Raw genomic sequence first — 24,089 nt, forward strand, 5'->3', positions numbered from 1 at the left:
TGATGTCTTCCAAATCACTGGCCATTACGTTCCCACGTTGATGTACATGGGAACGTAGGCTGTCAGCTCAACACTCGTTGCTCAAGGACGCGGTTAATTGACCGCTTACGGCAGAACGCACAAGTATCCGTGTTTTCATGAAGGTGAAGACCCTGGCCCACCCAGGAGGCAACCAAAGGCTGCTGCCTTAGTGACTCAATAGACATCAAGGAAGCTGGCCTCTGCTTAAACAGGGCGCGAGCAGTGCCGTAAACGGCCGCCGCACCCGAAGCAAACTTCACTTCGTGTACTAACGGCAACTGATCTTTGGCGGACGAGTTGGCAAGGCTAAGGTCACTGGCAAGCTTGTCTGCGGGGAGGCTATGAACTGTGTCGTCAAGCACGCTTATAACCGTCAAGAGCTGGCTTAGATGCGCCGCCGTGAACACCTCAACAATCCCGAGAGTCGTCTTGATCTGCTTGGCGGCTGCCGTCTTTGCCTCACTGAGCGAGTCGTCAATCGCCTGAGCGTCGCGCTGCCGATTTGCGGCGCTTGCGGCGCAACGAGAGATGACCCTCTCGAAGTGATCGATCTTCTGCTGAGCGTCCTTCGCCTCTTCCCCAAGAAGGAGGATGGGCCGAAAAGCCCCCCCATTCCAATTCAGGCTATCGGCTATGAAATCAGAGTTGAAGACTCTGACTGTCTTTGTACACGCAGCCACGTTGGCCTCGGTAATGGTCGTTCCATCGCTACCGGTGAGCGAAAACCGACAGCCAGCCAGCTCAGGGTGCGGTGCTCGTTGGTCAAGGGCGTGGAATAGGCGCGACAGCGTCGTCTTGCCGGAGTAGTTCCAGCCATAGATGATGTTTCGGTCGCAGAAGTCATGGGTGCCCGCAGGACGCGAGTACTCATCGAAGATGCCGAAGCCCTTCAGCGATTGAATGCCGGTCAGCATAGTGGCCCTTGGTCTAGTTCCCTGAGAGATTCAGAGTTTCACTCAAATAGAACGAGCACACCAGCGGTTGGCGCACGACGCCGACTCGCCCCGCTCTGGGAGATCAATTTCATGTTGTGCAGCGCCGTTGACCATCAAAGATTCATCTGCAATCCGGTAGCACGTACAACCTCAATAGCAATAGATCATTGATCGACGTCGTCAAAAACGCTACGCGCGATAGTGGCCGATTTTTCAATCGCCTCCTCAGTATCAAGTTTTTCGTATTCTGGCTCTTTGATATTCTTCTCAAGATCTAAAACTATTTCTCTAATATTTTCACGCAAACCCAAAGCCTCTGCCTGGCTGTCCTCGTCAAACATATCGTTTTCATCGACAAGTTCAAGCAATCCGTCAATTTCATAAAAAATACCATCAGGACTCTCTTCACGATCCCAGCTCTCTTTAATTTCCTGCAAAATCGACGCACCATTCATTAGGACGGATTTTGCGACACTCTTTAGCCCATTATTCCGCTCCTCATTGGTTAGAATTCCGTTCGCTCCAGAAGAGCCAAAAAATCTAGCAGAATACTTTTCTTCAGAGACTTTGATGATTTTTTCGACGGTCTTTTTCCTTACCTCTTCGGGAAGGAGACCAGCTTCATTCAATTTAGATAAGATCTTCACGCCACTGTCATGTGGACTAATGTTCCACGAATGCATTGGAATGCACGTAGAAATATCATCGGTAGCGTAATAGGCTGATATAAATTCAGCTGAGCATCGCGAGCCCAAGAAACTCTTAACCGGATCGGCCCACCAAGATTTTGCCGGCGGCTGGGATTTCAGTTTCTCCAGCACTTGCTGGTATCTGTTTGTTGGGACAACTATTTTAGCGCCTTGCACAGGATTGCCGCAGGTCACTTCCTCGACCAATCGCTCAGTGCTTACCCCAGCAATATAGACATCAATCAACTCTGGATTTCCACCGACCAAAGTCGCATATGCATCCCGAATAGTGGGGTGACGAAAGACCCAAAACTCCGACGATGACTCTCTTGTCCTTTTTAGCAAGGAGTCCTCCAGGCTAACCAGTGCAGCCTTTACCTCCCCTAAAGTCACCCCCAGTAACTCTAGGGTTCCAGCCACATGGTCATCTGCAGTCACTGGAATAGAAAGCTTACCGCCAGCTATGAATACGAGCCCAATCGCGGCCTTTTCCGCCGCTGCGAGTGAACTAACAACATCGAATAGAACATCTACTGGTCGCTCAAAGAAGGTCTGGACACCCTCACTTGTAGTCGCCATTCCTTGGGTAAATTTCGGATTACCAAACCTACGCGCAATTTCAGGCAGAAATTTTGGCACTTGAGCGGCCACTTCCAGGGATGCCTTTACATCGGTCTTAAATTTGATAGGCTGGGACCCGGCTTTCAAGTGGCTGTACAGAATCATTTGGCGCTCACCTTCGGTAAGTGCCTCAACTTGGATGATGACGCGGCTGTCGTTAAAGAGTTCGAATGCTGATGTTTTTAGATCGCGCTGTGCAGCAGAAAATATATAGTCTCGGGATGTAAATACAACACGTGCGCCGTGCTTTATCGCCGCCTTTAGCTTTGGAAGCTGTTGATTCCATTCGCCAACACAGCCCGAATTGTATTGAGTAGCCCCGAAAGCATCATCAACCCATAGAAATTGCCCCGGATCGTTTGGATTCCATAGCTTCGAGAAGTCAGCGGGATTGCTGATCATCAGTGTTTGTAGATTCCATTCATCGGCAGCAGACAAGGCCAGTAAATTTGCGATCATCGTCTTGCCACTGGCAGGCTCCCCCAGTAGCAAAACGAATCCGTGCTCCTGTAATGCTTGAGCTGATTGCCGATACGCCCCAGTTGGCACGAAACAAGCCAAATCAGGCGCAATGGAATCAAGTACGCTTCGCGCTTGACTATATGCTTGATGGGTAATAATTTGCGTTAAATCGCCAAGCCCATAAAGGCGAGGCACCAGTCTTCGCAGTCTGGGGTTTTCAGAAATTGTCTGCGCGATCCATTCGCTACCAAAAACTCGTGCGGTCTTCGCGCCTGAAGCGACAATACGGGCTTCTGCTTGTTCAGAAAATCCTGCAGGCAGCGTGTGATTTGTTACCAAAAAATAGTTATCGCACAGCCCGGACTTTGCAAGCCGCTCTATTTTTTCTAGCTCACCATCAATCGTTGACATCGAAATTTGACGCGACGGCTTACTAGTATGTTTGCATTGAATGCAGAAATTCCCTGAATAAGACTTGGTTTCATTTTTGGGTGTCCAAGCGCCGTAATATGCCGCATCACGCCCACCATCCTGACCCTCTGAAAATACCTGGAGTGTTTGGCCGAGAATGTCGCGGAAAATGCAAGCAACTAGATCTTCGAAAGCTTTCCAGCCTAGAACGTGCAAATCGAACGAAAGGGGGGGCATTTGCGCATCCGTGTAGTCAGTTGTTTACATGATAGCCAGATGCGGTGAAGCGCAGTGTTCAGACAGCGCTCCTATGCCCGTGAAGATCCCATTACTGCCACGTCGCCTCAAGCGACTGTCAGTGCTGGTACTCGCGAAGCTCAGACACCCATCAAAACACCTCGCTTTCTGGCTAAAGGGTGCCAACGGTGCCAAGGTTTCTAACGTTGGATTCCTTGGCATTCTTGGCACCCTTGAATTCAGCTTCCAGCGCCATACCCCAGAGCCAGCCAGTCGACTCTTTACGCGACTCGATGTTCAAGCGCGCCTTGGCTCGTTTGATAGTGCGTTCACTGTGTCCAGCTTGGCGAGCCTCCCCGAGCAGGTACTTGGCCGACTTCGGCCCCTGCGCCAACTCGCTCCGCAGGAACGCGCAAGCGTCATCGAACGCACCGACCTCGCCGCCCTCACCCTGACCCTGATCGGGTTCGGCCAGCAGTTCCCGCGCCGATCCATCCACAGAGTCGCCCCAAGCGATGTAACTGGCATGAATGCCTGGTAGCGGCTCGCTCTGTTCGATCTGATACTCGAACCCGCCATCGTCTGGCCCGATATTGGATTTGCCACGCGCCAGAATGCGCCGGTCCTCGCCGTCGTCGCTGTGCACCTTGGCCGCCACCATCACGACGCGCGCAACCGCTGTGAACGCGATCGACCCGACAACCCGTGATGCCGGTTCGGAGCCCGCCCCACCCTTGCTGAAGTGAGAGATCCCCAGCACCGCACAATTCAGCGCCGCGCCAAGGTCAACCAATGGCTGCATCGCCCTTCGGACCTCTGTGTTCTTGTGACTGTCGCCGGCCACGGCAGAAACTACCGGATCCAGAATCAGCAATCGCACGTCTCCGATCTGCTCCGCCGCGGCCAGCACTTGCGTCATGTCCCTTGCCGGGTCGAAGGGCAGCACCTCGCTGCCGACACGAGAGCCCGTGATGAAATGAACCCGGCCAGGGTCCGCCCCCATCGCAAGCAGACGAGGAACCAGTGTGTCGGCGGGATCGTCCTCGCCGCTCCACATAAGTACATTGCCCACGGGGCTACGTGATCCGTCGGGCCAACGCCCGCCGGTGGTCACGGTCGCCGCAAAGGCAAGTGCGATGGTGGTTTTTCCTTGTCCAGGCGCCCCAGCCAGGATGTGCAGCTTGCCTTGGGCGAGCCAGTACGGCCACAGCCAAGTTACCGGCTCCGGCTTCAGCGATGCAGCACAGGTGAGGATCACACCATCCCGGCTGACACTGACAGGGCGAATCGCTGACGAGCCGTCACAGCTAGGTTCTGGCCGTGGATCACCGAAGCTATGCAGCGAGCCCCTCGCATGGGCCTCCAGGTGCTGCGGGATCAAGAGCTGACCCCTTGAGACTGAATCCAGGTCCGCACGTCCGCCGCCTTCCAACGGGTGCAACGCTTTCCCAGCCGGATAGGTTCTGGAAACTCCCCGGCCGCCAACTTGCGGTAAATCGTCGCGTCCGACAGCCCCGTCGCTTGGGCTACCGTTTGGATGCGCAGCAGCGCATCTGAGAGTTGAACCGCGTGGAGCGATTGGGGGTTTCGGTCGTTACCCCGAGTGGTCTTGATCGTGCCTGCTTGCATGTGCGCCCTCCTGTTTGGATGGGTGCATCTTTATTTCTAGGGCGTCGCCAGTGAAGTCGCTTTGCGGGCTTCCTGCAGGGTGTGCCCGCAGAACCTACGGCGTGCCGGCAGACCGTAGCTTCTTCCATCCAACTACCCAGTCACGCGCGGTTCTGAACGTCACCGGAACGACGACTCCCGCAATTGCCTGTGCTGCCGCATCCATGCTCTTGTACTGCGCCATGTTGGCGTCGAGCCATGCAAAGACCTCGGCCTTCATGGCGCGGTTTTCGGCGTGTCTCTTGCCCGCTAGGCCAGATGCATTGCTGCTGATGACAACCTGGGCTGCCAATTCGATGAAATGCCACATCGATCTAGAGTCCAGACAGATCTTGATTGACTCGTCCAGCAGCTGCATCTCATTAAAGAAATCCTCCGAGTCATTGGTTTCGTACGGCGTGTCCTCGTACTTGAAAAACTGATCAAGGACAGCTTGGGCTCGTGCCTCGCTCGACTTGATGTGCTTCCACCTCGTGCGCGCAATCTCAGCCAACTCATCGCGCCAGGCGCGGGCCTTCTCTTCAAACTCAGCATTCGGGTCGTCCATGTATCAACAGCTGACTTCCGTCACGCCTCGCTCAAAAGAACAACCCTCATTGTCCACGGCAAAGAACCTTAGGGTGAGCGGCTGCAATTGCAAATGCCCTCGTTTGGCGGGTGCGATGTGATTGCATCGCATTGCCCCTAAGGACTGCTGCACGCAGACGATTCGGTTTCAACTCGATGCCAAGCTTCCCCAAGACCCTAAGGGGAAGGACACCAAGGCCGCTAAAGGATGGCTGTGCACGCCGGAACGTTGTCGATTCCGCAATCGACGCCCCCGCCGGGGGCCTGCGTCGCTTGCCCCTAAGGGTTCGGTCGCACCTATCCCTAAGGGATCGCCCCGCATTGCCATTCCAGGGACCGATTACAGGGTTCCTGCCACGTGCCTAAGGGTCGGAACAGTTCCGACATACAACGACCCAAACGTGTCAGGCGGCCCGAAACTCGATGACCTTGGCACCGGTCCGCAACTGATCGAGATAGTCAGCCCAGGCCTGCATCATCTGCCGGCGCTGATCGATGAACTGCGTACGGTTGTAGGCCCGACCGAGTGCATCGGGAACGGCGTGCGCTAGTTGCGCCTCGATGACCTCAGGGCGAACGTTCAGGCGCTCGGCAATCAAGGTGCGCGCCGTCGCCCTGAAGCCGTGGGCGGTCATGTCGTCGTTGCCGTAGCCCATGCGCCGCAGGGCGCTGCGCACCGTGTTTTCGCTCATGCACCGCTGGCTGGTCGTCAAAGCAGGGAACACATAGCGCCCATGCCCCGTCAGCGGCTGTAAGCCGTTCAGCACCTCGACGGCCTGAGTCGCCAATGGCACGATGTGCGGCGGTCCGTCCGCCTTGTCGGCCTTGTTGCGCTTCATCGTCTCTGCCGGCACGGTAAGCACTGCGGCTTCCAGGTCGATCCAGGCCCATTCCATGTGCCGCAACTCACCGGGGCGCAGCAGAGACAGTGCAGACAACTGCAGCGCCGCCCGGGTCACCGGCTGCCCCTCGTACTCGTTCATGTCGCGCAGGAGCTTCCCGACCTGCTTGGGGTCTGTGATGGCGGCATGGTGGGTGGATTGCACCGGCTTCAGCGCGTCGCGCAGATCGGCGGCGGGGTTGCGCTGGCAATCGCCGGTTGCGATGCCGAACCTGAACACCTGCCCGCAGGCGTCCTTGACCCTGTGGGCCGTCTCGATGGCGCCGCGCGCCTCGACGCGCCGCAGGCATTGCAGCAGTTCGGGCGGCTCAATCTCGCCAATGGGTCGCCGCCCTATCCAGGGGAAGGCGTCTTGCTCCAGACGAATGCGCGTGCGCTCGGCGTGGCCGGCGCTGACTTTGACCTCGTGAACAGTCTTGAGCCAATCTCGCGCGACGAATTCGAAGGTGCCGGGGCCGGGCAGACCCGCATCGGCCAGCCGCGCCGTTTCAGCTTTCATCGCCTGGGCCTCTTTGTCGGCCTTGCGCTTGTCGCTGGGGTCGGTGCCGGCGGCGATCAACACCAGGGCATCCCGGCGCCGCTGTCGGGCATTGGCCAGCGTGACTTCGGGATAGGTGCCGACGCTGAGCCGGTTCTCCTTGCCGCCGAAGCTGTACCGGAGGCGCCACCAGCCCGCTCCGCTGGGCTGGACCTCCAGCACCAGGCCGCCACCGTCGCCGATGGTCTTGGCCTTGCCAGCGGCAGCCACCGCCTTAAACGTCGCCTGAATTGCCTTGTCGGAGAGCTTCTCAATGCCGGCCATTTCGTACAACTCCTAAAACGTACAACTCAAAACGAGCAGTTGTCCGGATTGTTGTACGGTCTATAGCGAGATGTAAAGCCCTCTCGTGCGTGGTCCTGACATGAAAAAAGCACCTAAGTCGTTGATTTACTTAGGTGCTTTAGGGGTTGTGAACCATCGTGATTCACTTAATTGGTGGAGCCGGGGGGAATTGAACCCCCGTCCGTCAGCCATCACCAGGCAGTTCTACATGCGTAGCCGTCTGATTTGAATCTCGCGTTCAGGTCGCGCAGCGGCACGCTACCTTTCCCGCCAGTCACTAAATCTTGTTCCGTGACGAGTGACCCGCCACGAAACCAGCCTATGTGAATGACTTCTCAGCCTTGAACCTTGCGATTCGCGGCCCGGCCCATAGGCCAACCGTTGAGAAGCTCATCTGCAATTAAGCAGCGAGTGCGAACGTAGAGTCGTTTGCAGTTACTTTGTTTCCAGTGGTTTTACGAGCGAACTGGTGCTCGGCATGCCCCACTCCGGATCCGCACCCACGTCGAAACCAGGTCGGCCCCTGAAAGTGATATTAGGCCACAGATAACCAATGCAAGAGGGCCTGCGGACTTTCTATTGTTAAATCGGCCCCCCACTCATGAATAGGTGCGCCCTGGCCGAGATAGCCCCAGGCAGCGGCCACCGTGCGCATGCCGGCGGCACGGCCGGCCAGGATGTCGCGTTCGTCGTCGCCGACGTAGATGCAGTGCTCGGCGGCCACGCCGGCACGGCGCGCAGCCTCCAGCAGCGGCGCCGGGTGCGGCTTGGCATGGGGCGTCGTGTCGCCACCGATCACGGCTGCAGCGCCGCGCTGCAGGCCCAGGGCCTGGGTCAGCGGCAGGGCAAAGCGTTCGGCCTTGTTGGTGACGATGGCCCAGGGCAGCGATCGTCGCTGCAGCGCGTCCAGCAGGCCCATGACGGACTCGAAAACCCGCGTTTCCTGCAGCATGCGGCTCTCATAGAGGTCGAGAAACTCGTGTTTCAGCGCCTCGTAGTCGGGCGCGGCGGGCGTCACCCCCAGAGCCACACCCAGCATGCCGCGCGCGCCGGTGCCCACCATGGGCCGCAATTGAGCATAGGGCAGGTCGGCCAAACCCCGGATGCTGCGCATCTGGTTGGCAGCGCCGGCCAGATCCGGAGCGCTATCCACCAGTGTGCCATCCAGATCGAACAGTACGGCCCGCACGTCACTACTGTTCACAACGTAGGCTTTCGGCAGGCGATCATGTAGTTGACGCTGGTGTCGGCCGACAGCCAATAGGCCTGGGTCAGCGGGTTGTACTCCAGCCCCTTGCTGCTGTGCAGCTCCAGCCCGGCGTCACGGCAGTATTGAGCCAGCTCGCTGGGGCGGATGAAGCGGGCGTACTCATGCGTGCCCTTGGGCAGCATCTTGAGCAGGTACTCGGCGCCGACGATGGCGAACAGGAAGGCCTTGGGGTTGCGGTTCAAGGTCGAGAAGAACACCCAGCCGCCGGGCTTGACCAGGGCGCTGCAGGCGCGCACCACCGAAGACGGGTCGGGCACATGCTCCAGCATTTCCATGCAGGTGACGGTGTCAAATGCGCCCGGCATCTCGGCAGCCAGCTCCTCGACCGGCACTTCGCGGTACTCAACACCCTCGGTACCCGCCTCCATCGCATGCAGCTGCGCCACGCGCAGCGCCTTCGTGGACAGGTCTATGCCCAGCGCCTGGGCGCCTTTACGCGCAATCGAGTCGGTGAGGATGCCGCCGCCGCAGCCCACATCCAGAACCTTCAGCCCCTTGAACGGGCTCAAACCGTCCATCCAGGCCAGGCGTAGCGGGTTGATCTGGTGAAGCGGCTTGAATTCGCTGTGCGGATCCCACCAGCGGTGGGCCAGCTCGCTGAACTTGGCAAGCTCTTGGGGGTCGGCGTTGATCATGGGCGCAATCTTACGAACAAGTCGGGGCACCACCGGCCCGGACATAAAAAAAGCCCCGCCGGAGCGGGGCTTCGATGACGAGCGTCAAGACGCTCGATACATCACTTCTTGGCGCGAGTGCCGACCACTTCGATTTCGACGCGGCGGTTCTTGGCGCGACCTTCGGAGGTCTTGTTGTCAGCAACAGGCTGCTTCTCGCCCTTGCCTTCGGTGTAGACGCGATTCTTCTCGACGCCCTTGCTCACCAGATAAGCCTTGACGGCTTCCGAGCGAGACACCGACAGCTTCTGGTTGTAAGCATCGGTACCGACCGAGTCGGTGTGACCCACGGCGATGATGACTTCCAGATTGATGCCACCGGTCTTGCCGACCAGATCATCCAGCTTGGCCTTGGCTTCGGTCTTCAACACAGACTTGTCGAAGTCGAAGAAAGCGTCAGCAGCGAAGGTGACCTTCTCGCTCACAGGTGCGGGAGGCACCACGGGAGCCGGAGGCTTCGGCGCGGCGACAGGCGCCGGAGCAGGCGGCGGAGGCGGCGGGGGAGCCACAACCTTGGGAGCCGGCTTGATGGCGCCATCGCAATCGGCCGCGGCGGTAGCCGGGGTCCAATTGGAATTGCGCCAGCAGTATTCGTTGGTACCGTTCTTCCAGACAGTGCCGTCTGTGGCACGCCAGTTGTCGATCGTCTGGGCGGAAGCGCCAGACGCGGCGACAGCAGCGAACGCGAAGAGCGATGCCACTCGATTCAGTTTCTTCATGATTCTCCTCTCAAGGAAAGCCGCAGTTGCCCTGCGATACGTCCACAACAAGTATGGGTACGTTGGCGTAAACCCCAGCTTGCACGGGGGTCTGCCATCGACGAGTCATTGTGCCATAGGGCACTGGGACGGCTCCATTTTGCTCAATGCGCCCGGCCAGTGTTCGCACAATGTTGTGCGCTAGCGACACGCCAGGGCAATTAGAATTCACGCTTCCGTCCAATTAGACGTTGGCCAGCCGGAGGTATGTGGACACCTCTGGCTCAAGCCGCGCCCAGCGCATGACTCAGTTTGCCAAGGAAACCCTGCCCATCAGCCTCGAAGAGGAGATGCGGCGCTCGTACCTCGATTACGCCATGAGCGTGATCGTGGGCCGGGCCCTACCCGATGCCCGCGACGGCCTCAAACCTGTGCACCGGCGCGCCTTGTTCGCCATGCACGAGTTGAACAATGATTGGAACCGCCCCTACAAGAAGTCGGCCCGTATCGTCGGTGACGTGATCGGTAAGTACCACCCGCACGGTGACCAGTCGGTCTACGACACCATCGTGCGGATGGCGCAGGACTTTTCCATGCGGCATATGCTGGTCGATGGTCAGGGCAATTTCGGCTCGGTGGACGGCGACAACGCCGCCGCCATGCGATACACCGAAATCCGCCTGGCCAAGATTACCCACGAGCTGCTGGCCGACCTGGACAAGGAAACGGTCGATTTCGGCCCCAACTACGACGGCTCCGAGAAAGAGCCGCTGGTGCTGCCGACCAAGCTGCCGAACCTGCTGATCAATGGCTCGGGCGGCATTGCCGTGGGCATGGCGACGAACATCCCGCCGCACAACCTCAACGAGGTGGTGGACGCCTGCCTGCATTCGCTGAAGAACCCGGACTGCACGATCGACGAGTTGATGGAGATCATCCCGGCGCCGGACTTCCCGACCGCCGGCATCATCTACGGCCTGCAGGGCGTGCGCGAAGGCTACCGCACCGGCCGCGGCAAGATCGTGATGCGCGCCAAGGTGCACTTTGAGGACATCGATCGCGGCCAGCGCCAGTCCATCATCGTTGACGAACTGCCCTACCAGGTCAACAAGAAGACCCTGCTGGAGCGCATTGCCGAGCTGGTCAACGAGAAGAAGATCGAGGGCATCAGCCACATCCAGGACGAGTCCGACAAGTCCGGCATGCGCGTGGTCATCGACCTGAAACGCGGCGAAGTGCCCGAGGTGGTGCTGAACAATCTGTACAAGCAGACTCAGCTGCAAGACACCTTCGGCATGAATATGGTGGCGCTGATCGACGGTCAGCCCAAGCTGTGCAATCTGAAGGACCTGATCACGGTCTTCCTCGAGCACCGTCGCGAGGTCGTCACCCGCCGCACCATCTTCGAACTGCGCAAGGCGCGCGAGCGTGGCCATGTGCTGGAAGGCCTGGCCGTGGCCCTGGCCAATATCGACGAGTTCATCGAGACGATCAAGAACTCGCCGACGCCGCCGGTCGCCAAGGCCGCGCTGATGAGCAAGAGCTGGGACTCATCACTTGTGCGCGAGATGCTGGTGCGCGCCGAGGGCGACACGCCCGGCGGCCGCGAGGCCTTCCGCCCCGAGGGTCTGGCGCCGATGTTCGGCATGCAGGCCGACGGCCTGTATCGCCTGTCCGACGATCAGGCCGGCGAAATCCTGCAGATGCGTCTGCAGCGCCTGACCGGGCTGGAGCAGGACAAGATCATCGGCGAGTACAAGGAAGTGATGTCGCAGATCGCCGATCTGCTGGACATCCTGGCCAAGCCCGCCCGCGTGACCTTCATCATCAGCGAAGAGCTGACCGGCGTGAAGCAGGAGTTCGGCCAGACCAAGGTCGGCGCCCGCCGCTCGGTGGTCGAGCACAACGTCCAGGAGCTGGGCACCGAGGACCTGATCACGCCCACCGACATGGTGGTCACGCTCTCTCACACCGGTTATATCAAGAGCCAGCCGCTGGCCGAGTACCGCGCCCAGAAGCGCGGTGGTCGCGGCAAGCAGGCGGCGCAGACCAAGGACGACGACTGGATTGACCAGCTCTTCATCGCCAACACGCACGACTGGATACTGTGCTTCAGCAACCGTGGCCGTGTCTATTGGCTGAAGGTCTGGGAAGTGCCGCAGGGCTCGCGCAATTCGCGCGGCCGCCCCATCGTCAATATGTTCCCGCTGCAGCCCGAGGAAAAGATCACCGTCGTGCTGCCGCTGACCGGCGAGTTCCGCAGCTTCCCGGCGGACCACTATGTGTTCATGTCCACCGACATGGGCACGGTCAAGAAGACGGCGCTGAACGAGTTCAGCAACCCGCGCAAGGCCGGCATCATTGCCGTTGACCTGGACCCGGGCGATGCCCTGGTGGGCGCAGCGCTGACCGATGGCAAACACGACGTGATGCTGTTCAGCGATGGCGGCAAAGCGGTGCGCTTTGACGAGGACGATGTGCGCCCGATGGGCCGCCAGGCCCGCGGCGTGCGCGGCATGATGCTCGAGGAAGGTCAGCGCGTCATCGCGATGCTGGTGGCCGAGCAGGACGATGGCTCCAGCTCGCCGGTGAGCGTGCTCTGCGCGACGCAGAACGGCTACGGCAAGCGCACCTCCATCATCGAGTACACCCGCCATGGCCGTGGCACCAAGGGCATGATCGCGATCCAGCAAAGCGAGCGCAACGGCCGTGTCGTGGCCGCCACGCTGGTGCGCCCGGAAGACGAGATCATGCTGATCACCGACAAGGGCGTTCTGGTACGCACCCGGGTCTCGGAGATCCGCGAGCTTGGCCGCGCCACGCAAGGCGTGACCCTGATCGCGCTGGACGATGGCGCCCAGCTCTCGGGCCTGCAGCGCATCGTCGAGAACGACGCCAACGACACCGTCGCCGAAGGCGACACCGAAGCCAACAACGGCAACGCGCCGGACGACAGCTCAAACAAGGAATCGACTTGAAATTTCATCTGAAACAGCTCACCGTTGCGGCCGCTCTGCTGCTGGCTTTCGGCGCCCAGGCGCAAACCGCGGCCGCGCCCAGTGCAGCCAAGAAGGAGCTGATCGCCAAGGTGCTGGCCTTCCAGCAACCGGGCATCGAGTCGCTGGCCCGTGCGCTGGTCGAGCAGCCCGCCGCCCGCATGATGCAGGGTGCAGGCGCAGCGCTTCAGCAGGTGCCAGCCGACAAGCGCGAAGCCACCGCCAAGGCGATCGAGGCCGATGTGCGCAAGTTCGTTGACGAGGCCTCCGCGCTGACCCGTGACAAGGCTGTGCAGCTGGCCCCGACCACCATCGGCCCGATGCTGGACGAGAAGTTCAACGAGGACGAGTTGAAGCAGTTGATCGCCTGGTTCGAGTCCCCGGTGAACAAGAAGTACCAGCAGATGGGCGGCGAGATGCAGAACGCGCTGGGCCAGAAGCTGGTGGCCGAGATGCGCGGCGCCATCGAGGGTCGGCTGAAGACCCTGGAGCAGGGCGTGGCCAAGCGCCTGGGCCTGAGCCCGCAGCCGGCGCCCACGGCACCGACGACCACCAAGCCAGTGACCCCGAGCACCAGCGCCGCCAAGAAGTAATGCAAGCACAGCTGCAGCAACGCCCCTACAACTTCTCGGCCGGGCCGGCAGCCCTGCCCGCCGAGGTGCTGGAAACCGCCGCTGCCGAGATGCTGGACTGGCATGGCTCGGGCATGAGCGTGATGGAGATGAGCCATCGCGGGAAGGAGTTCATCTCCATCTATGAGCAGGCCGAAAGCGATCTGCGCGAGTTGCTCGCTGTCCCGAAGGACTTCCACATCCTGTTCATGCAGGGTGGCGGCCTTGCCGAGAACGCGATCGTGCCGCTGAATCTGTCGCGCGGGGGCAAGGTCGACTTCGTCGTCACCGGCGCCTGGTCACAGAAGAGCGCCGGCGAGGCCAAGCGCTACGCCGACGTGCATATCGCCGCCAGCAACGAGGCCAGCGGCTTCACCGCCCTGCCCGAGCCGTCGAACTGGCAGTTGCGGCGCGATGCTGCCTATGTGCATCTGTGCTCCAACGAGACCATCCACGGCGTCGAGTTCCACGAGATTCCCGACCTGAAGGCGCTGGGCAGCGATGCCCCGCTGGTGATCGACTTCTCGTCGCAGCAGCTGTCCCGCCCGCTGGACTGGTCGCGCGTCGGCCTGGCCTTTGGCGGTGCCCAGAAGAACATCGGCCCGGCCGGCCTGACTCTGGTCTTCGTGCGTAACAACCTGCTGGGTCATGCGCTTCAGGCCTGCCCCTCGGCCTTCAACTACCAGACCGTGGCCCAGGCCCAGTCGATGTTCAACACCCCACCGACCTATGGCATCTATATGGCCGGGCTGGTGTTTCAATGGCTGAAGCGCTTCTCGTACCGGGGCCGCAACGCGCTGGCCGCGATCGAGCAGCGCAATATCGATAAAGCTGAGCTGCTGTACAGCACCCTGGACGGCAGCGGCATGTTCATCAACCGCGTGGCCCACAACGCCCGCTCGCGCATGAACGTGCCCTTCTTTTTGCGTGACGAACGCTTGAATGACGCTTTCCTGGCCGACGCCCGCGAGCGCCGCCTGCTCCAGCTCAAGGGACACAAGTCCGTGGGCGGCATGCGTGCCTCGATATACAACGCCATGCCGCTGGAAGGCGTGCAGGCCTTGGTCGACTTAATGCGAGATTTCGAAGCCCGTCATGGCTGATTCAACAACACCTACCGCACCCGTCCCCCCCGAATTGCTGGCCCTGCGCCAGCAGATAGACAGCGTCGATGGCCAACTGCTGCAGCTGCTCAACCAGCGCGCCCAACTGGCCCTGGCCGTGGGCGAGCTGAAGAAGCACGAGGGCTCGGTGGTGTTCCGCCCCGAGCGCGAGGCCCAGGTCATCGACGGCCTGAAGCTGAAGAACAGTGGCCCGCTGCAGACCGAGAGCGTGGCGCCAATCTGGCGCGAGATCATGTCGGCCTGCCGCGCGCTGGAAACGCCGATACGCGTGGCCTATCTGGGCCCGGCCGGCACCTTCAGCGAGGAGGCGGCGCTGGGCTATTTCGGCTCCAGCATCGTGCGCGTGCCCTGTGCTAACTTCGACGAGGTGCTGCACCAGACGATTGCCGGCGCGGCCGATTTCGGCGTGGTGCCGGTCGAGAACTCAACCGAGGGCGTGGTGACGCGCTCGCTGGACCTGTTCCTGAGCACGCCGCTGTCCATCATCGGCGAGACCAGCCTGGTGGTGCGCCACAACCTGCTGCGCAAGAGTAATTCGCTGGAAGGCATCGAGGCCGTCTGCGCCCATCCGCAGGCCTTGGCGCAATGCCACCAATGGCTGAGCACCCATCTGCCCCAGGCCGAGCGCCGGCCGGTGGCCAGCAATGCCGAGGGTGCACGGCTGGCCAGTCTTGACCCCAAGCTGGCGGCGATTGCCAGCCAGCGCGCCGGCAGCGAGTTCGGCCTGCACCTGGTGTCGCCGGCGATCCAGGACGATGCCCATAACCGCACCCGCTTTGCCGTGCTCGCCCACCCGGACCGCCACCCGCAGCCTGCCGCCTCGGGCCACGACTGCACCAGCCTGGTCGTCTCGGTGACGAACCGCCCCGGCGCGCTGCATGACATGCTGGTGCCGCTGAAGGCCCATGGCGTGTCGATGAGCCGCTTCGAGTCGCGCCCGGCCCGCTCGGGCCAGTGGGAGTACTACTTCTACATCGACCTGCAGGGTCACCCGGACGAGCCCCATGTCGCGCAGGCGATGCAGGAGCTGCGCGCGGTCTGCGCCTTCTTCAAGGTGCTGGGCACCTACCCGCTCGACGTGCATTAAGCGAGGCTGCCGCGATGTTCAACCAACTCGGCGTCATCGGCTGCGGCCTGATGGGCGGCTCCTTTGCCCTGGCGCTCAAGAAGGCCGGTCTGGTCAAGCATGTGGTCGGCTACAGCAAATCGCCATCGACCACCGAGAAGGCCCGCCGGCTGGGCGTGATCGACACTATTGCCGAGTCGGCGCTTCTGGCGGTGTCGGGCTCCGACATCGTCTTGATCGCCGTGCCTGTGGCGGCCAGCGAGGCCACCTTCAAGGCGATCTGCCATATGGTCGAGCCGGGCATGCTGGTGATGGATGTGGGCTCGACCAAGTGCGATGTGGTGCTGGCCGCCAAGCGGGCGTTGCGCAACCGGCTGGGCTCCTTTGTGCCAGCGCATCCGATCGCCGGCAAGGAGTCGGCCGGCGTCCAGCACGCCGATGCCGCGCTGTACCAGGGCCGCCAGGTCATCCTGACGCCGCTGCCGCAGACCAATGCGGCGCTGCTGCAGAAAGCAACCGACGTCTGGTCCGCGATTGGCGCCCAGGTGCTGAAGATGTCGCCCGAGAACCATGACGCTGCCTTTGCCGCCGTCAGCCATCTGCCCCATCTGCTGGCCTTTGCCTACTTCTCGGCGATTGCCCAGCAGCCGGCGGGCGCGGACTTTCTGTCGCTGGCGGGTCCGGGCTTTCGCGACTTCACCCGCATCGCCGCCAGCGATCCGGCGATCTGGCGCGACATACTCGTCGCCAACCGCGAGGAAGTGCTGAAGCAGTCCAAATTCTTCCGCGCCGTGCTCCATCACTTCGAGAAGCTGGTGCAGGACGGCGACGGCCCGGCCCTGGAGAAGCTGATCAGCCAGGCCTCGGACACCCGCTCGCAATGGCATATGAGTACGCCACCCAAGAGCCCTCCGCGCTGAGCCCGACCTCGCCTTTGTCCTGTCTCCCTCATGTATTCGACCTCCTTTCTTGACTTGCCGCCGCTGGTGTCGGCCGCCGGCACCGTGCATCTGCCGGGCTCCAAAAGCATCTCCAACCGCGTGCTTTTGCTGGCGGGCCTGAGCGACGGTGTGACCGTGGTCCACGATCTGCTGGACTCGGACGACACCGCCGTGATGCTGGATGCGCTGCGCACGCTGGGCTGCAAACTCGAACGCGAAGACAAGGGACCGCTGCGCGTCACCGGCCTGGGCGCCTGGCTCGGCGCGACTCAGGCCGATCTGTTCCTGGGCAATGCCGGCACGGCGATGCGCCCGTTGACCGCCGCGCTGGCCCTGCTGGTGGCGACACAAGGCGGCGACATCACGCTGCGCGGCGTGCCGCGCATGCACGAGCGACCGATCGGTGATCTGGTCGATGCGCTGCGCCTGCTCGGCTGCCAGATCGACTGCCTGGAGAACGAGGGCTATCCGCCGCTGCGGCTGACGGGCCCATCCACGCTGGAGCTCGACCAACCGGTACAGGTACGTGGCGACGTGTCCAGCCAGTTCCTGACCGCCCTGCTCTTGGCCCTGCCTCTGGTGGCCACCGACCGGCCGGTGGTGATCGAGGTGCAGGGCGAGCTGATCTCAAAGCCTTACGTCGAGATCACCCTGCTGCTGCTGGCGCGCTTCGGCATCACGGTCGAGCGCGATGGCTGGCAGCGCTTCACCATTCCCGCCGGCAGCCGCTACCGCTCGCCGGGCAGCATCCATGTCGAGGGCGACGCCTCCTCGGCCTCCTACTTTGTTGCGCTGGGCGCGATTGCCGGCATCGACGCGCCGGTGCGCATCGAAGGCGTGGGCTCGGCCTCAATCCAGGGCGATGTGCGCTTTGTCGAGGCAGCCGAGGCGATGGGCGCCTGGGTCGAGAGCGGGCCGAACTGGCTGCAGGTCAAGCGCGGCGTCTGGCCGCTGCGCGCCATCGACCTGGACTGCAACCACATTCCCGACGCCGCGATGACCTTGGCCGTGATGGCGCTGTACGCCGATGGCACCAGCACGTTGCGCAATATCGCCAGCTGGCGGGTCAAGGAGACCGACCGCATCGTCGCCATGGCCACCGAGCTGCGCAAGCTGGGCGCCACCGTCGAAGAAGGCCCGGACTGGCTGCGCGTGCATCCGCTCAAGACCTTCCAGCCGGCCGCCATTCACACCTATGACGACCACCGTGTGGCGATGTGTTTCTCGCTGGCGGCGCTGAACGGATTGAGCGGGTTGAATGGCAGCACGGGCGTGCCGGTGCGCATCCTCGACCCGAAATGCGTGGCCAAGACCTTCCCCGACTACTTCGAGACGCTGTTTTCGGTCGTCGAGCCGGAGCGGGACAGCATTCCGGTCATCACCATCGACGGGCCCAGCGCCTCCGGCAAGGGCACCCTGGCCGATCTGGTCGCCGCCAAGCTGGGCTATTGGGTGCTGGACTCGGGTGCCCTGTACCGTGCCACCGCCTTGGCCAGCCTGCGCGCCGGCGTGTCGCTGGACAACGAGCACGACATCGCCGCCCTGGCCAGCCAACTGGATCTGCACTTCGAGGGCGGCCAGGTGTTCCTGGGCCATGAGGACGTGACCCATGCGCTGCGCGACGAGACCGTGGGTGCCATGTCGTCCAAGGTTGCCGCGCTGCCGGCTGTTCGCCTGGCCCTGCACAGCCTGCAACTGGCCTTCCGCCGCCTGCCCGGCCTGGTGGCCGATGGGCGCGACATGGGCACGATGCTGTTCCCCCAGGCCGGCCTCAAGGTATTTTTGACCGCGAGCGCGGCAACGCGCGCCGAGCGCAGGCATAAGCAATTGATTTCCAAGGGAATTTCAGCTAGCATTGCAGACCTGCGTGAAGACCTAGAGGCGCGCGACTTGCGGGATCAAAGCCGTAAAGTTTCGCCCTTGAAGCCAGCTGCAGACGCGCTGATGCTCGACAACTCGAGCCAGACCATCGAGGAATCGGTGGATCTGGTATTGAGCTGGTGGGCTGATCGCAGGCCGTTTCATAGCGCTGGGCATTGAAACGGCAGACGACAAGTCCTCGGGCTTGCCGTCGAAAACGGGCCCGCTGCCCTTCCCTCCCGCAACGTCAGTTGCACTGAGGGCGGCGAACTCAACAACTTAACCCGCAAGCTTCACGCTTGCACAACCTGCCGGATCAGCCCGGCACCAGGAAACACCATGTCCGAATCCCAAACCGCCAGCTTTGGTGGTGACTCGTTTGCCGCCATGTTCGAGGAATCCCTGCAGCGCTCCGATATGCGCGCAGGTGAGGTCATCTCTGCCGAAGTGGTTCGCATCGACTACAACTTCGTGGTCGTCAACGCCGGCCTGAAGTCCGAAGCGTATGTGCCCATCGAAGAGTTCAAGAACGACAAGGGCGAGCTCGAAGTCCAAGTGGGCGATTTCGTGTCGGTGGCCATCGACGCGATCGAAAACGGCTACGGCGACACCATCCTGTCGCGCGACAAGGCCAAGCGTCTGGCCTCGTGGATGTCGCTGGAAACCGCACTGGAGTCGGGCGACTTCGTGACCGGTACCGTGTCGGGCAAGGTCAAGGGCGGCCTGACCGTCCTGGTCAACGGCATCCGCGCCTTCCTGCCGGGCTCCTTGCTGGACACGCGTCCGGTCAAGGACATGAGCCCGTACGAAGGCAAGACCATGGAATTCAAGGTCATCAAGCTGGACCGCAAGCGCAACAACGTCGTGTTGTCGCGCCGTGCCGTGGTCGAAGCTTCGATGGGCGAAGAGCGCGCCAAGCTGCTGGAAACCCTGTCCGAAGGCGCCATCGTCAACGGCGTGGTCAAGAACATCACCGAATACGGTGCGTTCGTGGACCTGGGCGGTATCGACGGCCTGCTGCACATCACCGACATGGCCTGGCGCCGTGTCCGTCACCCGTCGGAAGTCGTGACGGTTGGCCAGGAACTGACTGCCAAGGTCCTGAAGTTCGACGCCGAGAAGAACCGCGTCTCGCTGGGCCTGAAGCAGCTGGGCGACGACCCCTGGTTCGGCGTGGCTCGCCGCTACCCGACCGGCACGCGCCTGTTCGGCAAGGTCACCAACATCGCTGACTACGGCGCATTCGTCGAGATCGAACCCGGCATCGAAGGCCTGGTGCACGTCTCCGAAATGGACTGGACCAACAAGAACGTGGCTCCGTCGAAGATCGTTTCGCTGGGCGACGAAGTCGAAGTCATGGTTCTGGAAATCGACGAAGACAAGCGTCGCATTTCGCTGGGCATGAAGCAGTGCAAGGCCAATCCTTGGGAAGAGTTCGCCGAGAACGTCAAGCGCGGCGACAAGGTGCGCGGCCCCGTCAAGTCGATCACCGACTTCGGCGTGTTCGTGGGCCTGGCCCAGGGCATCGACGGTCTGGTGCACCTGTCCGACCTGTCCTGGAACGAGCCGGGCGAAGCCGCCGTGCGCAACTTCAAGAAGGGTCAAGAAGTTGACGCCGTCGTGTTGGCCGTGGACGTCGAGCGCGAGCGCATCTCGCTGGGCATCAAGCAGCTGGACAGCGACCCGTTCACGAACTACACCTCGATCAATGATCGCGGCATGATCGTGGTCGGCAAGGTCAAGACCGTTGACGCCCGTGGCGCCGAGATCCAGCTGAGCGAGGAAGTCACCGGCTACTTGCGCGCTTCGGAAATCTCGCGTGACCGCGTGGAAGACGCCCGCAATGTGCTGAAGGATGGCGACGAAGTCTCCGCCCTGATCATCAACGTGGACCGCAAGACGCGCTCCATCCAGTTGTCGGTCAAGGCCAAGGACAACGCCGACAACCAGGAAGCCATGCAGCGCCTGTCGGCCACGTCCGAGCGTGAAAACGCTGGCACGACCAGCCTGGGCGCCCTGCTGCGCGCCAAGCTGGACACGCAGAAGGACAACGGCTGATCAGCCTTGTCAGACAAACCTGAGGGACGGCGCACTGCGCCTATCCCCCATGTTTAAGGGAAAGCCCGCCGTACCTCGTGTACCGCGGGCTTTTTTCCTAAATATGCAGGCATGATGTCGAGGCCTCGCATTCATTCACGCTCAGGAACCTGCACCCGCCATGACCCGATCCGACCTCGTTGCACAGCTGGCTGAACGCTTCACCCAGATCACGCAGCGTGACACCGAGTTCGCCGTCAAGACGATTCTGGACGCGATGTCCGACGCGCTCGCCAAGGGCCACCGCATCGAGATCCGCGGCTTCGGCAGCTTCTCGATCAACCGCCGTCCGCCCCGCGTGGGCCGCAATCCGCGCAGCGGCGAGCAGGTCACTATTCCCGAGAAGCTGGTGCCCCACTTCAAGCCGGGCAAGGCGCTGCGCGAAGCGGTGGACCTGCAGACGGTGCACAACGAAGCCGCAGCAGCGCCCGCCCAGGATTGACCGGTTTCAGGGCCTAGAATCCTTCGGATGAGACTGATCGTCTGGGCCCTTCGCGGCCTGCTCTTCTTTGCCCTGTTTGCCTTCGCCCTGAACAACAGCCAGGAGGCCGGTGTGCGCTGGTTCTTCGGCCACGAGTGGCATGCGCCGATGATCATCATCGTGCTGGTGGCCTTCGCCATGGGCTGCGCCTTCGGCGTGCTGGCCATGGTGCCGGCCTGGTGGCGCCAGCGCCGGCAGGCGCAGCGCAAGCATGCCGCCACCCCGGCGGCCCCTGCCCCCGCAGCGGCCGCCCCCGCGCCCGATCATCTGAACAGCAGCCTGCCCGATGGACTTTGATCTGCAGTGGCTGCTGATCGCGCTGCCGGTCGCCTTCGGCCTGGGCTGGCTGGCCTCGCGGCTGGACCTGCGCCAGTGGAAGCGCGAGCAGCGCGATGCGCCCAAGGCCTATTTCAAGGGCCTGAACCTCTTGCTCAACGAGCAGCAGGACAAGGCCATCGACGCCTTCATCGAGGCAGTCCAGAACGACCCCGACACCTCGGAGCTGCACTTCGCCCTGGGCAACCTGTTCCGCCGCCGCGGCGAATACGAGCGCGCGGTGCGCGTGCACCAGCACCTGCTGCAGCGCGGTGACCTGCCCCGCGCCGAACGCGAGCGCGCCCAGCACGCACTGGCGCAAGACTTTCTGAAAGCCGGCCTGTTCGACCGCGCGGAAGAAGCCTTCAAGGCGCTGGACGGCACGCCCTTCGAACTGGAGGCGCGCCTGGCCCGGCTGTCGCTGTACGAGCGCTCGCGCGAATGGCGTCAGGCGATCGAGATCGCCCGCCATCTGGAGCGCAGCGGCACCGGGTCCTTCGCCTCGCGCATCGCGCACTACTGGTGCGAGCTGGCGCTGGAAGCACAGGCAGCGCACAAGGAAGAGGACGCCGGCCAGGCGCTGCTGAATGCCATCGCCGCCTCGCCGCAATCGGCCCGGGGCCATGTGTTGACCGGCCAGAGCCTGACACGGCGCGGCCTGCACGCCGAGGCCATGGCCGCCTACGCCCAGCTGATCGCGCTGAACCCCGAGGCCTTCAATCTGGTCGCCAAGGACTATGCCGATGCCGCCCTGGCCTGCGGCCAGCAGGCCACGGCCCACGCCAGCCTGCTCGCCCAGTACCAACGCACGCCCAGCATGCCGCTGCTGCTGGCGCTGGAGAAGGTCGAGCCCGACCGCAACGCCCAGTGCCAGCGCCTGCAGGAGCATCTGCGCCACCAACCGACGCTGTCGGCCGCGCAGCGCCTGCTGAGCGTGCGCAGCAACACGCTGCCCGAGCCTGAGGCCAGCCTGATCAACACAGCCCTGGAGCGCGCCGGCCGGCCGCTGCAGCGCTACCGCTGCGCCGCCTGCGGCTTCGAGGCTCAGCACTACTTCTGGCAATGCCCGGGCTGCCTGGGCTGGGATACCTACCCGCCCAAGCGCGTTGAGGAACTGTGATGCCGCCCGATACCGCCCGCGCGCCCGACCGCGTCATCCTGTGCATGAAGTGGGGCACCAAGTACGGCCCCGAATATGTGAATCGCCTGTACGCGATGGTGCGCAGGCATCTCAAGGGCGAGTTCCGCTTCGTCTGCCTGACCGATAGAAGCGAGGGCATTCGCGCCGAGGTGCAATGCCTGCCCATCCCCGAGCTGAAGCTGCCCGCCGGTATACCGGAACGCGGCTGGACCAAGCTGACCACGTTCGAGGCCGATCTGCACGGCCTCAAGGGCACGGCGCTGTTCCTCGATCTGGACGTGGTCATCGTCGATGACATCACGCCCTTCTTCGAGGTGCCCGGCGAGTTCCTGATCATCCACGACTGGAAGCGGCCCTGGCGCGTCACCGGCAACTCCTCGGTCTACCGCTTCACGCTGGGCGCACATGCCGATGTGCTGGCCAAGTTCCGCACCGAGCATGAGGCGATACGCCAAGCGTTCCGAAACGAGCAGGCCTATCTGTCGGACGAGATGCACAAGCAGGGCCGCTTGCAGTACTGGGACGATGCCTGGTGCGCCAGCTACAAATACCACTGCATCCCCGCCTGGCCGACCAGCTACTGGCGCGAGCCCTTCATTCCCAAGGGCGCACGCATCCTGATCTTCCACGGCGTGATGAACCCGCCCGACGCGCTGGCCGGCCGCAACAACGGCAACTGGCGCCATGCGCGCCCGGCGCCCTGGATCGCCCAGCACTGGCGCGAGTGATGGTGGGCCAGCCGCAGCCACTGGCCCTGCCGGTGGTCTATATCAATCTGGACAGCGACGGCGACCGCCGTGCACGCCTGCAGGCCGAGTTCGAGCGCCTGGGCCTGGCCGCCGAGCGCTTCACCGCCACCCGCTGGACCGAACTGCCCCAGGCCGAGCAGGACCGTCTCTACTCCGCCGCGCTGAACGCGCATCAATTCCACAAGCCGCTGGTGAATGGCGAGAAGGGCTGCTACGCCAGCCACCTGAATGCCTGGCGCCAGCTGCTGGACGGCCCGCATAACGCGCTGGTCGTGCTCGAAGACGACGTGCGCCCCAAACCTCAGTTCGCGGCCGTGATCGCCGCCATTGCCGCACTGCCGCCCGGCTGGGACATGATCAAACTGATCGGCCGTGACAGTGAAAAGCTCAGCCGCCGCGCGCCACTGACTCCGGGCTTCGAGCTGGTGGACTACCGCCGCGTGCCCAGCCTCACCGCCGGATATGTGGTCAGCCGCAGCGGCGCGCAAAAGCTGCTGGCCAGCCGTGTGCCCTTCGGCCGGCCCATCGATGTCGATCTGCGCCATTGGTGGGAGAACGATCTGCGTGTGCAGGGCGTGCTGCCGGCCGCCATCGCGCTCGACGAGACCAGCTTCCAGAGCTCGATCGGGGCCAAGGTCAGCGAGGCGGGCCTCGGCGCCAAGTTCCGCAAGTTCCGCCGCAAGTTCGGCTACACGGTGCTGAACGCCTGGCATGGCGCGCGCCGCTGAGGA

The 24,089-nt window shown here is 62.4% G+C and carries 21 protein-coding genes and 1 other RNA gene; 12 read left to right on the forward strand and 10 right to left on the reverse strand.

The window, feature by feature from the left end:
• Positions 1-62: 62 nt before the first annotated feature.
• The 10 genes from DES47_RS18310 to ompA all read right to left on the reverse strand — a co-directional run bounded on the left by DES47_RS18310 (position 63) and on the right by ompA (position 9,998).
• On the reverse strand, positions 63-935 hold the full coding sequence (locus tag DES47_RS18310) for an AAA family ATPase (RefSeq protein WP_133702203.1): 873 nt from the start codon (positions 933-935) through the stop codon (positions 63-65).
• A 185-nt stretch (positions 936-1,120) separates the two neighbouring features.
• A complete protein-coding gene (locus DES47_RS18315; RefSeq protein WP_133702204.1) occupies positions 1,121-3,376 on the reverse strand; it encodes an nSTAND3 domain-containing NTPase in 2,256 nt (751 codons plus the stop codon).
• A 172-nt stretch (positions 3,377-3,548) separates the two neighbouring features.
• Complete coding sequence (locus DES47_RS18320) at positions 3,549-4,634, reverse strand: AAA family ATPase (RefSeq protein WP_133702205.1); 1,086 nt, start codon at positions 4,632-4,634, stop codon at positions 3,549-3,551.
• A gap of 119 nt (positions 4,635-4,753) precedes the next feature.
• Positions 4,754-5,005 carry a helix-turn-helix transcriptional regulator gene (locus DES47_RS18325; RefSeq protein WP_133702206.1) on the reverse strand — a complete coding sequence of 84 codons (252 nt, stop codon included), beginning with the start codon at positions 5,003-5,005 and terminating at the stop codon, positions 4,754-4,756.
• Between the two features lie 94 nt (positions 5,006-5,099).
• Positions 5,100-5,591 (reverse strand): hypothetical protein, encoded by a 492-nt coding sequence (locus DES47_RS18330; protein ID WP_133702207.1) that lies wholly within the window; start codon positions 5,589-5,591, stop codon positions 5,100-5,102.
• 424 nt (positions 5,592-6,015) lie between these two features.
• Positions 6,016-7,314, reverse strand: coding sequence for a tyrosine-type recombinase/integrase (locus DES47_RS18335; RefSeq protein ID WP_133702208.1), 1,299 nt, complete (start codon positions 7,312-7,314; stop codon positions 6,016-6,018).
• Positions 7,315-7,486: 172 nt separating this feature from the next.
• Positions 7,487-7,859: a transfer-messenger RNA gene (gene ssrA / locus DES47_RS18340) on the reverse strand.
• Between the two features lie 11 nt (positions 7,860-7,870).
• A complete protein-coding gene (gph, locus tag DES47_RS18345; protein ID WP_243748378.1) occupies positions 7,871-8,524 on the reverse strand; it encodes a phosphoglycolate phosphatase in 654 nt (217 codons plus the stop codon).
• Between the two features lie 11 nt (positions 8,525-8,535).
• Positions 8,536-9,240, reverse strand: a complete 705-nt coding sequence (ubiG, locus tag DES47_RS18350; RefSeq protein ID WP_425057457.1) for a bifunctional 2-polyprenyl-6-hydroxyphenol methylase/3-demethylubiquinol 3-O-methyltransferase UbiG — start codon at positions 9,238-9,240, stop codon at positions 8,536-8,538.
• Between the two features lie 101 nt (positions 9,241-9,341).
• Entirely contained in the window at positions 9,342-9,998 is a 657-nt protein-coding gene (gene ompA / locus DES47_RS18355; protein WP_133702210.1) for an outer membrane protein OmpA, read from the reverse strand.
• 281 nt (positions 9,999-10,279) lie between these two features.
• Here ompA and gyrA point away from each other — a divergent pair, with 281 nt between their 5' ends.
• The 12 genes from gyrA to DES47_RS18415 all read left to right on the forward strand — a co-directional run bounded on the left by gyrA (position 10,280) and on the right by DES47_RS18415 (position 24,086).
• A complete protein-coding gene (gyrA, locus tag DES47_RS18360; protein WP_133702211.1) occupies positions 10,280-12,955 on the forward strand; it encodes a DNA gyrase subunit A in 2,676 nt (891 codons plus the stop codon).
• Positions 12,952-13,566 carry a DUF2059 domain-containing protein gene (locus DES47_RS18365; protein WP_243748379.1) on the forward strand — a complete coding sequence of 205 codons (615 nt, stop codon included), beginning with the start codon at positions 12,952-12,954 and terminating at the stop codon, positions 13,564-13,566. Before gyrA ends, DES47_RS18365 begins: the two co-directional genes overlap by 4 nt.
• Positions 13,566-14,687, forward strand: coding sequence for a 3-phosphoserine/phosphohydroxythreonine transaminase (gene serC, locus DES47_RS18370; RefSeq protein WP_133702212.1), 1,122 nt, complete (start codon positions 13,566-13,568; stop codon positions 14,685-14,687). The genes DES47_RS18365 and serC overlap by 1 nt, the downstream gene beginning before the upstream one ends.
• Positions 14,680-15,795: a prephenate dehydratase gene (pheA, locus tag DES47_RS18375; RefSeq protein ID WP_133702213.1), complete on the forward strand. Its 1,116-nt coding sequence runs from the start codon at positions 14,680-14,682 to the stop codon at positions 15,793-15,795. The genes serC and pheA overlap by 8 nt, the downstream gene beginning before the upstream one ends.
• A gap of 14 nt (positions 15,796-15,809) precedes the next feature.
• Complete coding sequence (locus tag DES47_RS18380; protein ID WP_133702214.1) at positions 15,810-16,694, forward strand: prephenate dehydrogenase; 885 nt, start codon at positions 15,810-15,812, stop codon at positions 16,692-16,694.
• A gap of 30 nt (positions 16,695-16,724) precedes the next feature.
• The gene (locus DES47_RS18385; RefSeq protein WP_133702215.1) at positions 16,725-18,755 is read left to right on the forward strand and encodes a bifunctional 3-phosphoshikimate 1-carboxyvinyltransferase/cytidylate kinase; all 2,031 of its coding nucleotides are present in this window, start codon (positions 16,725-16,727) and stop codon (positions 18,753-18,755) included.
• A 159-nt stretch (positions 18,756-18,914) separates the two neighbouring features.
• A complete protein-coding gene (gene rpsA, locus DES47_RS18390; protein ID WP_133702216.1) occupies positions 18,915-20,633 on the forward strand; it encodes a 30S ribosomal protein S1 in 1,719 nt (572 codons plus the stop codon).
• 160 nt (positions 20,634-20,793) lie between these two features.
• On the forward strand, positions 20,794-21,114 hold the full coding sequence (locus tag DES47_RS18395; protein ID WP_133702217.1) for an integration host factor subunit beta: 321 nt from the start codon (positions 20,794-20,796) through the stop codon (positions 21,112-21,114).
• A 27-nt stretch (positions 21,115-21,141) separates the two neighbouring features.
• Entirely contained in the window at positions 21,142-21,450 is a 309-nt protein-coding gene (locus DES47_RS18400) for a LapA family protein (protein ID WP_133702218.1), read from the forward strand.
• Positions 21,440-22,588, forward strand: a complete 1,149-nt coding sequence (lapB, locus tag DES47_RS18405) for a lipopolysaccharide assembly protein LapB (protein WP_133702219.1) — start codon at positions 21,440-21,442, stop codon at positions 22,586-22,588. Before DES47_RS18400 ends, lapB begins: the two co-directional genes overlap by 11 nt.
• Positions 22,588-23,337: a glycosyltransferase gene (locus DES47_RS18410; protein WP_133702220.1), complete on the forward strand. Its 750-nt coding sequence runs from the start codon at positions 22,588-22,590 to the stop codon at positions 23,335-23,337. The genes lapB and DES47_RS18410 overlap by 1 nt, the downstream gene beginning before the upstream one ends.
• A complete protein-coding gene (locus DES47_RS18415; RefSeq protein WP_243748380.1) occupies positions 23,337-24,086 on the forward strand; it encodes a glycosyltransferase family 25 protein in 750 nt (249 codons plus the stop codon). Before DES47_RS18410 ends, DES47_RS18415 begins: the two co-directional genes overlap by 1 nt.
• Positions 24,087-24,089: the final 3 nt, after the last annotated feature.

It is taken from the genome of Roseateles toxinivorans (genome assembly GCF_004362525.1).
Classification (GTDB): Bacteria; Pseudomonadota; Gammaproteobacteria; order Burkholderiales; family Burkholderiaceae_C; genus Paucibacter; species Paucibacter toxinivorans.